This window comes from Bradyrhizobium sp. CB2312 (genome assembly GCF_029714425.1).
Lineage (GTDB): Bacteria > Pseudomonadota > Alphaproteobacteria > Rhizobiales > Xanthobacteraceae > Bradyrhizobium.
The window spans coordinates 6,255,220-6,269,690 of the sequence record NZ_CP121668.1; the positions used below are offsets into that span (position 1 = coordinate 6,255,220).

7 protein-coding genes and 3 pseudogenes are annotated in these 14,471 nt (G+C 60.5%); 6 read left to right on the plus strand and 4 right to left on the minus strand.

Going from position 1 to position 14,471, the window contains the following annotated elements; all coding sequences use genetic code 11:
* Positions 1-66 precede the first annotated feature (66 nt).
* Positions 67-1,686 (plus strand): CocE/NonD family hydrolase, encoded by a 1,620-nt coding sequence (locus QA642_RS30730; RefSeq protein ID WP_283080197.1) that lies wholly within the window; start codon positions 67-69, stop codon positions 1,684-1,686.
* Between the two features lie 65 nt (positions 1,687-1,751).
* On the opposite strand, the pseudogene QA642_RS30735 reads toward QA642_RS30730, so the two are convergent.
* The 3 genes and pseudogenes from QA642_RS30735 to QA642_RS30745 form a co-directional block, all read right to left on the minus strand.
* Positions 1,752-1,981, minus strand: a pseudogene (locus tag QA642_RS30735) (FCD domain-containing protein); the annotation flags it as partial.
* A gap of 300 nt (positions 1,982-2,281) precedes the next feature.
* Positions 2,282-2,636, minus strand: a pseudogene (locus QA642_RS30740) (hypothetical protein); the annotation flags it as partial.
* Between the two features lie 13 nt (positions 2,637-2,649).
* Positions 2,650-3,237 carry an aldehyde dehydrogenase family protein gene (locus QA642_RS30745; protein ID WP_349253882.1) on the minus strand — a complete coding sequence of 196 codons (588 nt, stop codon included), beginning with the start codon at positions 3,235-3,237 and terminating at the stop codon, positions 2,650-2,652.
* On the opposite strand from QA642_RS30745, the pseudogene QA642_RS30750 reads away from it, so the two are divergent.
* Positions 3,234-5,591: pseudogene (locus QA642_RS30750) on the plus strand (PAS domain S-box protein); the annotation flags it as partial. The gene QA642_RS30745 and the pseudogene QA642_RS30750 sit on opposite strands and share 4 nt — an antisense overlap.
* 460 nt (positions 5,592-6,051) lie before the next feature.
* Here QA642_RS30750 and QA642_RS30755 read toward each other — a convergent pair.
* On the minus strand, positions 6,052-8,382 hold the full coding sequence (locus QA642_RS30755) for a filamentous haemagglutinin family protein (RefSeq protein ID WP_283080198.1): 2,331 nt from the start codon (positions 8,380-8,382) through the stop codon (positions 6,052-6,054).
* A gap of 982 nt (positions 8,383-9,364) precedes the next feature.
* Between QA642_RS30755 and QA642_RS30760 the strand changes: the two genes are divergently transcribed.
* The 4 genes from QA642_RS30760 to QA642_RS30775 all read left to right on the plus strand — a co-directional run bounded on the left by QA642_RS30760 (position 9,365) and on the right by QA642_RS30775 (position 14,330).
* Positions 9,365-10,951, plus strand: coding sequence for a radical SAM protein (locus QA642_RS30760; RefSeq protein WP_283080199.1), 1,587 nt, complete (start codon positions 9,365-9,367; stop codon positions 10,949-10,951).
* 77 nt (positions 10,952-11,028) lie between these two features.
* Complete coding sequence (locus QA642_RS30765) at positions 11,029-12,189, plus strand: thiolase family protein (protein WP_283080200.1); 1,161 nt, start codon at positions 11,029-11,031, stop codon at positions 12,187-12,189.
* Positions 12,190-12,194: 5 nt separating this feature from the next.
* Positions 12,195-12,659, plus strand: a complete 465-nt coding sequence (locus tag QA642_RS30770; protein ID WP_283080201.1) for an OB-fold domain-containing protein — start codon at positions 12,195-12,197, stop codon at positions 12,657-12,659.
* Positions 12,660-12,713: 54 nt separating this feature from the next.
* Positions 12,714-14,330 (plus strand): radical SAM protein, encoded by a 1,617-nt coding sequence (locus QA642_RS30775; protein ID WP_283080202.1) that lies wholly within the window; start codon positions 12,714-12,716, stop codon positions 14,328-14,330.
* Positions 14,331-14,471 lie beyond the last annotated feature (141 nt).

A 14,471-nucleotide genomic window follows, 5' to 3' on the forward strand; every position in this document is an offset into this window, starting at 1 on the left:
ATGAAGCTTCCGTAGATGTCAGCAAAATCACCCCGACTGCCCGTCCTACCCCCGCAAATTGAGACCATGACGCTGAAGGACGGCACGCGGCTCGATGCCGACGTGTACCGTCCCGCAGCGCCAGGCCCCTATCCGGTTCTGCTTCAGCGCCAGGCCTATAGCCGGCGCATCGCATGCAGCATCTGCTACGCGCATCCTTCCTGGTACGCCTCCCATGGCTATATCGTCGTGGTTCAGGACGTCAGAGGACGCGGCACATCGGAAGGGACATTCCGCCCCGGCGAAACCGAGATCGAGGACGGCGCGGAGGCAGTCGAATGGGCGGCACGTCTCGATGGTGCGAACGGCGACGTCGGGATGTATGGCTTTTCGTATCAAGCTTACAACCAGCTGCTCGCCGCGGCGGGAGACTGCCCATCGCTGAAGGCCCTCGCGCCGGCGATGGGACCGTGGAATCCGGCGCATTGGGCTTACGAGAACGGCGCCCTGCAGATGAAGCACATGATCGGCTGGGGCATCCAGATCACTGCAGAGGCGGCGCGAAGGGCGGGCGTTGACGAGGCCTTCAGTGCCTTGCAAGCCGCCGGGGCCAACCTGCCGCTCAGCGGCCCGATCGCGGCGATGCCACAGCTGCTACAAAAATATCGGCACTATTCGCATGTCATGGATTGGCTCGAAACGCCCCCCGATTCTCCGTACTGGGAGAGCATTTCGCCTGCGACACACCTCGACGCCATTCGTGCCCGCCGTTTGCCGATGCTGTTCGTCGGTGGCTGGTTCGACCCTTTCCTGCCAGCCACGATTGAGTCCTTCCGGGCGGTCGCAAGCAGCTCCGATGACACCAGGCTCATCGTCGGACCCTGGATCCATTTTCCGTGGACGCGGAAAGTGGGCTCGGTCGACTTCGGGTCGGAGGCGGACCGCAATGTCGACAACGATCACATCCGCTTCTTTGACCGTATCCTCAAGGGTTCGTCGAGCCGGGCTGATAACCGACGGATCGAGTTGTTCGATATGGGGTTGAAAAAATGGCGGCAATATCAGGATCTGCCGGCAAACTCGCAGGAATTATTCCTCGGTGGCACGGCTCGAGCATCGCTGGATGCTCAGGACGGCACTCTCGGTCTTCGGCGGGGCCCGGAGGTAGATGTCGAGCACATCGTGCACGATCCCTGGCGACCCGCGCCTACTGTCGGCGGCTACTATGGCGCTCCGACGGGGCCAGTCGACCGCCGGGTCGCCGATGAACGCGGCGACGTCTTGACCTTCGCGACGGAAGCGCTTGCGGACGCCATCGAGGTGGTCGGCGAACCCGAGGTCGAACTCGAGCTGAGTTGCGACCGTCCGAGTTTCGATCTTTGCTGCATCCTTTCACTCGTCACCTCTGACGAAAGGGTTCTCCAGATCTCGAGCGGATATGCGCACTACCGCGCGGCGACGGCAGGCCGATACAAGCTGAAGCTGGCTACCACGTGCGCGACGCTCAAGAAGGGTGAGCGACTCCGCCTCTCCGTCGCGGGGGCCGATTATCCGGCCTATCCCGTCAATCCGGGAACGGGCGAAGATCCGGCGAGCACGCCAAAGACGCATGCCCTGGTGACCACAATTGCGGTCTGGCACGGTCCGTCCCGAGCATCACTGCTCTGGCTGCCCGTCGAGCCCGGCTCGGAGATCAGGCAAGGCTAGCTGCAGCCGTCGGCACGCCTGCGAAAAATCGCGGCATGAGACGTTTCGCGCGCAAACTGAAAAACTCAGCCGTGGCGGTCATCGATGTAGCGCCTGAGCGCCGAAGCGGCATTGAGCATGTGCGCCCGCATTCGGCGGGCCGCTGTCTCTCGTCGCCTTCCGCGGTCGCCTGCATAATGCTCTCATGCCCCTCTCGCGAACGACGAATGCGTTCACCCCGGCGAAGCTGAGTCCTTCGGAATGCACTGAGCCGTGAACGAACGTCGTGGGCCTGCTCGGCCAGAAACGAGTCATGTAGGCAGTCACAGCCTCCGCTCTCGGAAATTCGGGCGCCATAAGCCTGATTATGTTGGCCGCGATGAGATTTTTCTTGATCTCCCGGTGCACACGCCGCGCACACGCCACCCTCTAAGTATTTGAGAGATTTGAACTCTCGCGCCAATCCATCATGGGGAAGTTCGAGCTACCTTCAGCAAACGACGTCCGATTGGAGCTAGTTTAGTGGCGGGAGTGTCAGTCAATCCCTTATTGAACCATGCGATATAATGACTTTCCCAGGCCAAATCTGCATTCGAGTTACGGCTAAGGCCCGAAGTCAGCCCTTGGAGTGCGTCGGTCCCGTCTCAGGCTGCTCGTGTGGCAGCGAGAAATGCTTCACCCTTCGAGCCGGATTATTGTTGAAGAGCAGCCTTAGAACGTCAGGTCCCGAGTAATGCCAGCTGGATCCGCGGCGTTCTTGGCGAACCCGATCGCGGCCGGGTCGCTCATGCTTCTGAGCAATCGATCCATCCAAAGCGGCAAGTACCGCGCTGCCGATCGCCTGCTGCTGCTTGCGCAAATGATCTTCGAGAAGCTCGTGCCGCGTAATGTAAGCCCGCGTTTACTCCGGGAATGGCATGGTTCATCAGGAGCTTGGCGTCGACTTCGGATACGTCGGCAGCGGTTGCAATCGCACCGGATGCGTCACGCTATTCGCTTCAGGAACAGGACGATCCGCCGCGTGAAATCGGTAAAGGGGGGGTAGATCATTGATGCGCCCGAGAAGCGCGATTGGAAGAAAACGGGCTTCTCCTTCGAGAATGTCTTGAAGCCGTACTCGCCGTGATAATGCCCCATCCCCGAGGCGCCGATGCCGCCGAAAGGCAGGTTCTCCTGAAGGAAGTGCACCATTGCGTCGTTAATGGTGACCCCGCCAGAGATGGTTTGCGCCAAGACCTTCTTCTGCTTGGCACTGTCGTTTCCAAACCAGTACAATGCCAACGGCCGATCGCGCCCGTTGATGAAGGCCATCGCCTCGTCGAGCGTGTCGGCCGAGACGATTGGAAGCAGCGGCCCGAAGATCTCCTCTTGCATTACCGTCATATCGGGTGTGGCGCCCACGATCAGGGTCGGAGCTATGATCCGCCGGCCGGGGTCCCCGCCGACCGTGACGATCTTCGCATCTTTCGCGCGAGCATCCTCGACGAGTTTGCGGAGCCGGTCGGCATGGCGCTCGCTGATGATGCCATTGGCGTCGGGGTTGCCCTCGATCGACGGGTATTGCTTCAGTATGGGCGCAGGATTGCCCCGAGAATTTCGCGGATCGCGCCGTGCTCGCGGGCGCCGAAATCGCTCGCCTTCAGGGCCGAGAACTTGACGCCGAGCGTCTCTTTGAACAAGCCATCCGCTCCGCCCGCGACAACGGCTTCGTCCACCACGAGGCGCTCGCTTACGAATTGGCCGCGCGCTTTTACGGCACGCGTGGCTTCGAAGAGTTTGCTCGCATCTATCTGCAAAGAGCGCGCGATTGCTATGTTCGCTGGGGGGCGGACGGCAAGGTGCGGCAACTAGAGGATATTCATCCGCACCTCAAGGAGGTGATATCAGAGCCGGGCCCGATGAGCACTATCGGGGCACCGGTGGAGCATCTCGATCTCGCGACCGTCATCAAGGTGTCTGAAGCGGTATCAGGCGAGATGGTTTTGGAAAAGCTCATCGAGACGCTGATGCACACGGCCATTGAACAAGCAGGAGCCGAACGGGGTCTGTTGATCCTGACGCACGAAAACGAGCCACGCATCGAGGCGGAAGCCACGACGGTCGGCGATAGGGTTACCGTCGAACTGCGCGATGCAGCCGTGACCGAGGCCGTTCTTCAGGAATCCGTTCTGCAATACGTACTGCGGACCAGAGAGTGCGCTGTTCTCGAGGATGCCGCGTCCCAGCCTCCTTTTGCCACGGACGCCTACGTCAATCAGCGCAAGGCTCGTTCCATTCTGTGCTTGCCCCTGATCAATCATGCGAAACTTATCGGGGTGCTCTACCTTGAGAACACGCTGACGCCCCACGTCTTTGCACCCGCGCGAGTTGCCGTTATGAAGTTACTCGCCTCGCAAGCGGCAATCGCGCTGGAAAATGCCACCCTGTATCGCGATCTCAGAGAACGAGAGGCGAAGATCCGCCGCCTGGTCGACGCCAACATCATCGGGATCATTATCTGGGAGCTTGAAGGTCCAATTCTGGAGGCCAATGATGCGTTTCTGCGCATCGTGGGGTACGACCGCGAGGATCTCGCCTCGGGCCGCCTGCTCTGGACTAAGCTGACACCGCCGGAATGGCTCGACCGCCACGAGCGATGGTGGATCCCGGAACTGAAGAAGGCTGGAAGCGTGCAGCCGTTCGAGAAAGAGTATTTTCGCAAGGACGGAAGCCGCGTGCCGGTGTTGATCGGAATGGCTGCGTTCGACGATCAACGGGACCAAGGCGTCTCCTTTGTCGTCGACCTGACGGAGCGCAAACGGTCCGAGGAAGCTCTGCGAGAGAGCGAGGAGCGTTTTCGTACTCTCGTACAGTTCTCTTTCGATGTGTACTGGGAATCCGATGCGGACCATCGCTTCACCCGCCAGGAGTTCGCCGAAAGCACGGTTGACGCGCCCGCCTCGGGCTCTGAACTTGGTAAAACCCGCTGGGAGGTGCCCTACTTGGAGCCCGACGAGGAGGCTTGGCGCAAGCATCGGGAGACCCTCGATGCCCACCTGCCGTTCCGCGATTTCGAACTCGCGCGCCCTACGCCCGACGGCCGCAAGCGCTATGTAGCCGTCTCCGGGATGCCGGTTTTCGACCAGTCCGGGCAGTTCACCGGTTATCGCGGCGTCGGACGGCACATCACCGAACAGAAGCGGGCCGCGGAGGCCCTGCGCGAGATGCAGAGGGAGTTGGCGCATGCCAACCGCCTCGCCACCATGGGCGAACTCACCGCCTCGATCGCCCACGAGGTGAGCCAGCCGATTGCCGGGGCATCCATGAATGCTGGTGCGGCCGAGCGATTCCTTGACAGAAACCCGCCTGACCTCGAGCGCGTCCGGCAATCACTGGGGTGGATTATCAACGACACCGCGAGGGCCGGCGACATCATCCAACGAATTCGTGATCTCATCAAGAAAGCACCGCCCCGGAAGGATCGCTTGGACATCAACGAAGCGATCCGGGACGTGATTGAGCTTGCCCGCGGCGAAGCGATGAAGAACGGCGTCTCGGTGCAGACGGAACTTGCAGACAGCTTGCCGCTTGTCGAGGGCGATCGCGTCCAATTGCAGCAGGTGATACTCAATCTGATTATCAATGCCGTCCAGGCAACAGGCACGGTCGCGGACGGGTCCAGAAGGGTGCTCATCACCACGGCGCAGGCTGCGCCTGAATGTATTCTCGTCGAGGTGAAGGACTCCGGACCGGGATTGATCGTCGAAAATCTCGAGCGCGTCTTCGATCCCTTCTACACGACGAAGCCAGGCGGCCTCGGGGTCGGACTGTCGATTTGCCGCTCGATCATCGAAGCTCATGCCGGACGCTTGTGGGTGACCCACAACCTGCCGCGTGGTGCGATTTTTCAGTTCACAGTTCCGGCCTACCCGGTTGACGCCTCGTGATGATCGCCGGCTTCAACTTCGCGCACCGGCGTCCTTCGAGCGGGGCAGCGATTGCGTTAGAAGCAATCGATGCTTTCGTGTTTAAGTCCCGCACATGCGCCACAAGCCGGCTCACGTACGCCCTTCAACATCCATGCCGCTATACTAATTCCGCGAAAATAGTATAGCCGCCGGGGCGCGCGTGATCGCCAAGCCGCCCATAATGGCGGCAATATGCTCCAAAGAGAACTCCTAGGCCATCAAGCCAACTCCTGAGAAACGTCGCCGGGCGCATCGCCATTCGCGATGCATCTGCGAGGGATCACTCCCCGCGCATTGATGTCATTATGGAGGAACGACAATCGAAAGAGGAGTGTCGATCAGTCGCGAAACGGATTTCGACCCCCTATCCGGATGCACGATAATCGATGGGTGCGGTTTCGATTTACCAGTCGTCCGCTCCATGCGTCGGCCGTTAACGCTATGGCAGACCGCGCCTTTCTTCGTCGGTAAGATATCGCTTTTTCTCTTCGCTCAAGGCACCGTTCCCCAGCACCTGGAATGAGCTGTTCACATCATAGATCGAGCTCCGCTTGTCGTTACGCTTTGGCTGTTCCTCCCGTCGCTCACCTTCGCTATCGCCCGACGCGCCGCCATAGCCGAGCACCTCGACGATGATCACCGACGGCCGGCCGCTCGATGACTGCTGGGTCGCGTCCTTGGCAGCGTCGGCGGCGGCCCTGTCCTTGGTTTCAACCGTCAGCGGCGCAACTACGCTCACCGGTTTCGGCACACCCTTGGTTTCGCCGCCGACCTTGATGTTGTCCACATTCAGAACGAACAGGGCAGCGACGTTCAAATTGCCGCTGGCGCGAATGCCGGCGTCTCCTGCGTTGACGGTGCCCTTCGGCGCGATCAGATCCACGTCACCTTCGGTCACACCGGCATAGGCGACGACAGTGCCGATGCCACTACCGGAGATGTCGGCGCGCTCGGTGACCATGGTATTGGCGTTGACATCGGTGGTGACGATTGGCGCAGAGACTGAACGAGCCGTCTTGGCGCCACGGCCGGCGTCGATGTCGCCAAGCGTCGACCAGATGATATCGTCGCCGCCGCCGAAGGTCAGAATGCGCGACTGGTTCACGACCACGTCGTTGCGTGCAAAGATATTGATATTGCCAAAGCCGAGCGTGACAACGCCGTTACCGTTGCCCACCGTGGCGGTGAGCGAGGCGGCCTGAAAGCCGCCGCCCGGCGTCAGGATGTCGATGTCACCGCCGAAATTGGTGCGCAGGACCACGTTGCCGAACTTGGCATCGCCGCTCCAACCAGACCCCGGAAACAGCGTCGCGATCGCGGCGTAACCGCGATTGTAGCCGCCATTGACCGGCTGGCCACTCGCATTCAGCGTGTTCTGGTCGTTGCCGGCGGCGCGCAGCTCCTCCATGTAGACCTCGCGCAGGAAGCGCTGCTGGGTCAGCGCCGGCAAAGTCTTGAAGCGCACCCAAGCATCGAGCGGCGAAAGAACCTCGCCGGTGACCCTGGCGACGAAGCCGGCGACGCCCTCGTGCAGAATGTGGATGTTACCGTTCTTTCGGGTCTCAACGTTTGGCAGCAGGTAGATCGGCAGCATCGCGCCGCCGACACTTGCTTTCAGATAGTCGGGCATGTCTGCGACATTGGCAGGATCGAGATAGGCAGCAATCAAGGCGCCATAAGCGGGCTGCTTGCCGCGCAAGCCGGCCAGGATCGAGATGCCGGCGCCTTCAGTGGATTGGCCGGCAATCACCTGATTGGTGGCAAGTCCGGTACTTTGAATGCTGGGGGCCACCCCATAGACGTCGCGGCCTGCCGACAGCAGCAGCGCACCTGGTCCCTGGATCGAGATGCCGTTGGGAATGATATCATTACCGGCCTCAAGCATCGACACGTCGGTGCGATTGAGATTGCGCAGCAGGAGACTGTTGTTGCGGATGTCGGTGCCAGCCCGGAACCAGGTTTGCTCGCTGGTCACGATCTGACTGACGGCAAGGATCGAACCGGTGCGCGCGTAAATCCGGCTCGGTTCAGTATCATCGATCCCAGTAGTGGCCCCGTCTGTGACCAGACCCGCCTGAAAATCCGCGTTCTGGGTGCCACCGGCGGTCGGCAGGAACGGCGACGGCAGCATCGCCGCCGTCGCGTGCGCCATGAGTACAGCGCCGTTGAGCAGGACGCTGCCGCCGGCGAGGATTTGCAGTTCGGGATGACTGCCCGGCATCACCGACAGACGATTGGACATCACGTTGATGGATGGACTGACCAGCACGGGAATCTGCACATTGCCGTTCAGCGCCGTGATCCGCGTATTTGACGGATAGAGGTTGGCGGCCTTGGTCGTGAACCATTGATAGCTTTCGTCCGCGGTGACACAGCAATGGTCAAGGACCGAAATGCTCAGCGCTTTGGAAATATATTTTCCCTGATTGACCAGGATGGCATTGCCGCCGACCGAGGTCAGATCGAGCGCGGTGCGCTCGGTATAGCCGCTCATGGACGTCGTACCCGCCATCAGCGGGTCGAGCACGGTCTGCAGCCGCAAATCGCCGGCCGTCGTCACCGACATCGTTGCGTCGCCAAGTGCCAATACCGGCGCCAGCGAATAGGTGAAGGTGGTCGCCGCGTTAGCTGTATCGGTAATGGTCACGCTGCGCCCGACGGCGAATTCTCCGGCAAAGATGCTGCCGTCGCCACGGCCGACATAGAGCTGGCCGCCGCGGACGGCGCCGCCGACATTGACGTCGAGGGCGCCGCCATTGCGCAGCGACAATATCTTTGTCGGCGCAGCCCAGATCGCCAGGCTCGATATGCGCGCCTATGCGGCGGGGTCCGGCGGTGCGCTGACGGTCAACACCACAACGCCCTGATCGATGTCAGCGGCCAATGGATCAACGATGTGATCGGCGGCGCCAGTTCTGTCGTGCCCGTCATCAACGGGGGGCGATCAAGCGCTCGCGGCTTGGCTCCGCGTAGCGACGGAGGCGGACCGAGAGGGCGCCGGGTTCTCGACTTCGAAGGCTGCGCGACGCATGTGTAACGTATCCCGACGCGCTGCGGGCGCTTCGCTCTGCATCTTCAACTAGACGTCGAAGATCTTCCAAATCTGAGACTGAGTTCGCTAACTCGTTGGGCATAAAGCATTCCGCGAGAGCTTCGCATGAATGTCCCCCACAGTACAAAAAGCACGACAGGGACCGCTTCAGAGCAATAGCGAACCTAAAGTAGCAGGATACCTTGGAACACTTAGGGTTTCAATATGTCAGGCTTACTGCCTCAGCGAAAGATCCAACGTTGCAAAACCTCGAGTTCGGCCTAACGGCGAGGTGCCGCCTCATGATCTGAAAGTGCTGACGTGTTTGCATCCGTCGCTTCTACGGCTGAGTGGAAGGCAATCACCACTTACGTCGCGAACTCCTCGCCTCCAGCAAAAGCTGGTTTCTGATGTCGAGCCGAAGAATTGATTCTTCCATTCTGGTGAGCGGCGCGAAGGCGCGAAAACGGGCGAACGCAGAGGCGACGCGGTCAATTCCCGCCTAGGGCCGCGAGGCGAAGGAGTCCGGCGCGTACCCTCGCGGATACGTCATGTCCAGGCACCCGAATTCCGTCGAGCGACTCTCGGGCGCCCTCGAGCTGACGCCCTTTGCCGCAATCCCTTAATTTTTGGTCCAACAATGTGGCTCGCCTCCAAATACGATGCTAGGCTACCAAAGCGTCGCCCCAACTCGCGTATCCTTTGGGAGGGGACAGTTTGCATGCACATCGTGCTTATCTCCCCGAGAAACCCGCGGAGTTTCTGGACCCTGGACGGATCGCTCCCCGTGCTGGGAAAGCCATGCGTACTACCTAATCTCGCGCTACCGACCATTGCGGCACTCACCCCCCAGCCGCACACTGTTGAGCTCGTGGACGAGAATGTCGAAGACGTGGATTTTCGCGTCGATGCGGACCTGATTGGAATAACTGGGTTCATCGTTCACAAAGAGCGCATGTTCGAGCTGATTGCCGGATTCAAAGCGGAAGGCAAGCGCGTAGCTGTCGGCGGATCTTATGCGACGCTCTGTCCCGAAGACTTCGAAGGCAAAGTTGACGTGCTGTTCGCAGGGGAAGCGGAGGAAACGTGGCCGCGCTTTCTGGAAGACTTTTCGCGAGGGGATTTGAAGCCGATCTACCGCGCACCACAACTTCCCGACATCGCGTCCCGACCGATCCCGAGATTCGATCTGCTGCGCACGAAACGGTATCGCACGATGCTCATGCAGTTTGCGCGTGGGTGTCCGTTCGAGTGCGAGTTCTGCGACATCATCGTGATGTACGGGCGGAAGCCCCGGACGAAATCGGTGACCTCCGCCATGGCGGAGGTCGATGCGCTGTACCGGCTAGGTGCGAGCAGCGTGTTTCTCGTCGACGACAATTTCATCGGTAACCGCGCGCGGGCCAAGGATTTCCTGCGCGCCCTCGCCGAATGGCAACAGGAGCGCGGCTACCCGATCACGTTTCAGACCGAGGCCTCCATCAATTTGGCTCGCGATGACGAGTTGCTCGGGTTGATGCGTGCCGCCCACTTTAGGTCGGTCTTCATAGGGATCGAGAGTCCTCGCAAAGTCTCTCTCAAGGAGACCCGCAAAGTCCAGAACGCCCGCGAGGACATGGTCGTTGCGGTTCACAAGATCCAATCATTTGGCATTGAAGTACAGGCCGGCATGATCGTCGGCTTCGATGCCGACGATCCGAGCATATTTGAGGAACACTTCCGATTCCTCGAAGAGGCACGAATACCGATCTCGATGACGGGCCTCCTCAACGCCCTTCCCAAGACCCCGCTTTACAAGCGGCTTGAGCGAGAAGGCAGACTGCTCGGAACCACGACCGGTGATCAATTTGTGTTCACCAACATCATGCCTGCTGGGATGACCCGGCTGGAGCTCTATCGGGGTTACCGCGAGTTGTTGGAGGACCTCTACAACCACAAGCTCTTCCGGCGAAGGGCGCTGAAACTCATCCGCCACATCGGCGGAGGGGGCGCGCGGTTTAGCTTGCGAGACGTCGACGTATTTTTTCGGTATCTCTGGTATTGCATTCTCGGAGCCGACAAGTCGCGCGCCGCCTTGAGCATTTCATTATTGGCAGCGGCGCTGATCTACAAACCCAGTCGCTTAGGCGTCGCCGTGTCCCTGGCGATCTGGCACGTCCATCTGCATGATTTCGTGCGCACGCTCTCGCCCTTGCTTTCGGAAATGCAGGAGGCTTTGGCGCGCAACCCGGCTAGCAACCACATTTTGCCTGCGCAGATTCTTAGCCAAGATCCTGATCCTTCTGCGTTTGAAGAGCCAGCAGTATGAGAAAAGATTGCGCAAGTCGCGAAAGGGAGACGCTGTAGGACGCTCGAGAAAAGATTGCGCGAGGAACTATGGCAAAAATGGCTGCGATTGTTGGCGTCGGCGAGACCGCCTACACCAGGGGCACCGACGATACACCGCTGGAGCTGATGCTCGCCGCGTCGAAACGGGCGGCCGAGGATGCCGGGCTTTCGCTCCGCGACATCGATGCGATCCTTCCGCCCCCGGCATTCGTGACCGCGGACGAACTCGCGGCAAATTTCGGTGTCGAGATGGGCTACACCGTCACGCACCAACAAGGCGGCGCGAGCCCCACCGCCGCGCTGGAAACGGCGGCCCTCATCGTGACCCATGGCGTGGCCCGAAACGTACTGATCGTGATGGGCTGGAACGGGTACTCGGCCATTCGTCCGAAGCAAGGCAGTAAAGCGTCTCCGCTCAAGGTGGGCGAAGGCTTGGCGGCGCTCACCACCACACTTCGGGAGTACTATAATCCCCAGGGCGCAACCGCGCCGGCCCAGTGGTACGCGTGGCTCGCCATGCGTCACAAGCAGCTCTACGGAATTTCAGACGAGGCCACGGGCGCCGTCGCCATTGCCGCGCGCAAACACGCCCAGCAAAACAGCCGCGCTCTGATGCGGGGGCGGCCCCTCGATATGCAAACGTACCTTGCCTCCCGCTGGATCTCGGAGCCGTTCCGCCTGTTCGACTGCTGCTTGGAGACCGATGGGGCATGCGCAATCATCGTAAGCGCCGAGGAGCGCGCGCGCGACCTCCGTACCAAACCGGTGATCATTCTGGGGGCAGCGCAAGGACGCCCTACCCCCGCTGACGACATCGGATCCCGGGCAGATTTGCTGAACATCGGCCTTGCCTCCGCCGCGCCGCGCGCACTGGCAAAGTCGGGCGTGAAGGTGAGCGATATCGACGTGTTCGAGATCTACGATTGCTTCACGTACGTGGTGCTGCTCCAAATCGAGGCGCTCGGGTTGTGTGGCCCGGGCGAGTGCGGAGAATTCGTGAAGGGCGGCCGCATTGAACTCGGCGGACGCTGCCCGATCAATACTCACGGTGGTCTATTGTCTCAAGGTCACGCCTGGGGCCTCAACCACGTGGTTGAGGCGGTTCGCCAGCTTCGGCAGGAAGCGGGTGGCGCGCAGGTCTCAGACGCGCAGCTCGCGCTGGTGACGGGTTGGGGCGATTTCGGCGACGGCAGCGTGGCGGTCCTGGGAAACGGGTGAACCGCATGACCCTCCTCGCACGCCCAGTACCGGCCTTCGAAGACGCGATGTGGGTCGCCTTCTATGCGTATTGCGCGCGCGGGGAGCTTCGCTTCCAGCGCTGCCGGCAGTGCACCGGCTGGCGTCACCCACCGCGCCCGATGTGTCCGCTGTGCCATTCGGAGCGTTGGGAATGGTCAGCCGCGACTGGCCGTGGGCGCGTTCACAGCTGGACCATCGTCCACCAGGCGTTTCATCCGGGGTTCGCTGCCGACGTTCCTTACGCCATTGTTCTCGGCGAGATGGAGGAGGGTGTGAGATTGATAGCCCGCCTCTCCAAGATGGACGAGCCGGACGTCCTGGCTCTCGATATCCCTTTGCAGGTGCAATTCGAGCCCGTTTCAGATGAAATGGCTCTTCCGACGTTCTCTCTCGCGCGAGCCGGCGATTTCGCGCCAGGCACGGCGGTACCGTCTGAACCAAAGGTGTGAGGCATTCCAGAAAGCAGTCATTGCATCGACCAAATCAAAAGCAGCGAGGCGCCCGTGATCCGAAAAATTGTCTGCATTCAGATGAACGGCGAGTTTCCCGATTTCACGCATCGATTGGTGATGCCTGACTACGGTTTGCCCTTGATTGGAACGCTCCTCGCCAAGGAGGGCTACGATCTACGCATCTTTATCGAACACGTACAGCCGCCGAATTGGGACGCCATCCGAGAGTCGGATCTGGTTTGCTTCTCCACTTTGAACGCTGGAGCCGACAAGGTTTACAAGCTGGCTGATAGAATCCGCGCGGAGTTAGGGATCCCTACGGTGCTGGGCGGGACGAACGCGAGCTATTACCCGGAAGCTGCATTAGAGCACTGCGACTATGTCGTCTTCGGAGAGGGCGATGAGACGATCATTGAACTGGTGGCGACGCTGAGCGCAAAGGGAGACCCTGCCGGCGTGCGCGGCATCGCCTTTCGCAATGGGGAGCGTACGCACCGCACGCCGAGCCGACCGGGACCCGAGCGATTCGACACCGGCCCCGACTTTCGGCTGATCGAAGGGTACAAACAAATGACGATGCTGGACATGCTGCGCCAGCGGCGGCGGCCTCTGTTGACGGCGCAATCGTCTCGAGGGTGCCAATTCAAATGTACGTTTTGCATTGTAAACACGATGTTCCCGACCGGGTACCGGAAGCGAGACATCGAGAGTGTGATTGCGGACCTTCGGGACAAGCGGCGGTACGGCTCCAACTTGATGTTCGTAGACAACGATTTCACCATGAAGCGAAAAGCGACCAAGCAACTCTTGCGCCGCATCATCGAGGAACAGCTCGGATACAAATTCGTCGTTTTCGCGCGGACGGAAATCGCTCGCGACAAAGAGCTGCTCGAACTCATGCGGGAGGCAGGCGTTACCTGCGTCTATCAGGGTTACGAGTCCATCCGCGCCGACACGCTCGACGCTTACGATAAGCATCAAACGCTCGAGCAGATCGAGACGGCCATTTCTACTCTTCATGGCTACGGGTTTCAGATCCTCGGCTCCTTCGTCGTCGGAGCCGATACAGATACGCTCGAAAGCCTTCGTGAGACCCTCGAATTCGTGCGTCGTCAGAAGTTGACCTACGCATACTTCTTTCCGATTTGGGGGCACTACCCCGAGCAGATGAACGGATACCGAACAATCGTGCCGTGGTATCGCAGCATCTTTCACAGCTGGAAGCACAGCGACGGCAACTTCGTCACTCACTATCCGCTGCATATGTCCCCGTCCCGTCTGCAGCAGCTCGTGATCGACGCTTACGACGAACTGTATGGACCTATGGAGATCGCGCGGGCGATCAGGCGGAGTGATTTGCCTTCGGCACGAGGAAAATTTCTGCATTGGTACTCTTGGCAAAGGGTCAGAAAGGGGATGGTGGAGTATCTCCCATTTCTGCAAGAGATAGAGAGCGGCCTCTACGACGAGGATGGGACCCTGCGCGAAGAGGCGCTTCTGCAGCGAGTGAGCGCGGATCCGCGCTGGTCGTTCCGCGAGGGAAACCGAACGGTCGAAGCTCTCGGCCTCACCCCGCTCGAACTGCCCGTGCCGCGGTCGCGAAACATCACGTGTTTGCCCCCCAAATTCGACTCGACGGCAGTGCACGCGGACTCCGTCCAACCATGAGCGGCTTGTTCTGCACCGCCTGCGGAAGTGACGCGGAGCACGGAGCCCGGTTCTGCGAGCGATGCGGCGCGCAGTTGCACCAGAGGTGTTCTCAATGCGGACATGGATTGACTCGGACGGCGCTGTTTTGCTCTCGATGCG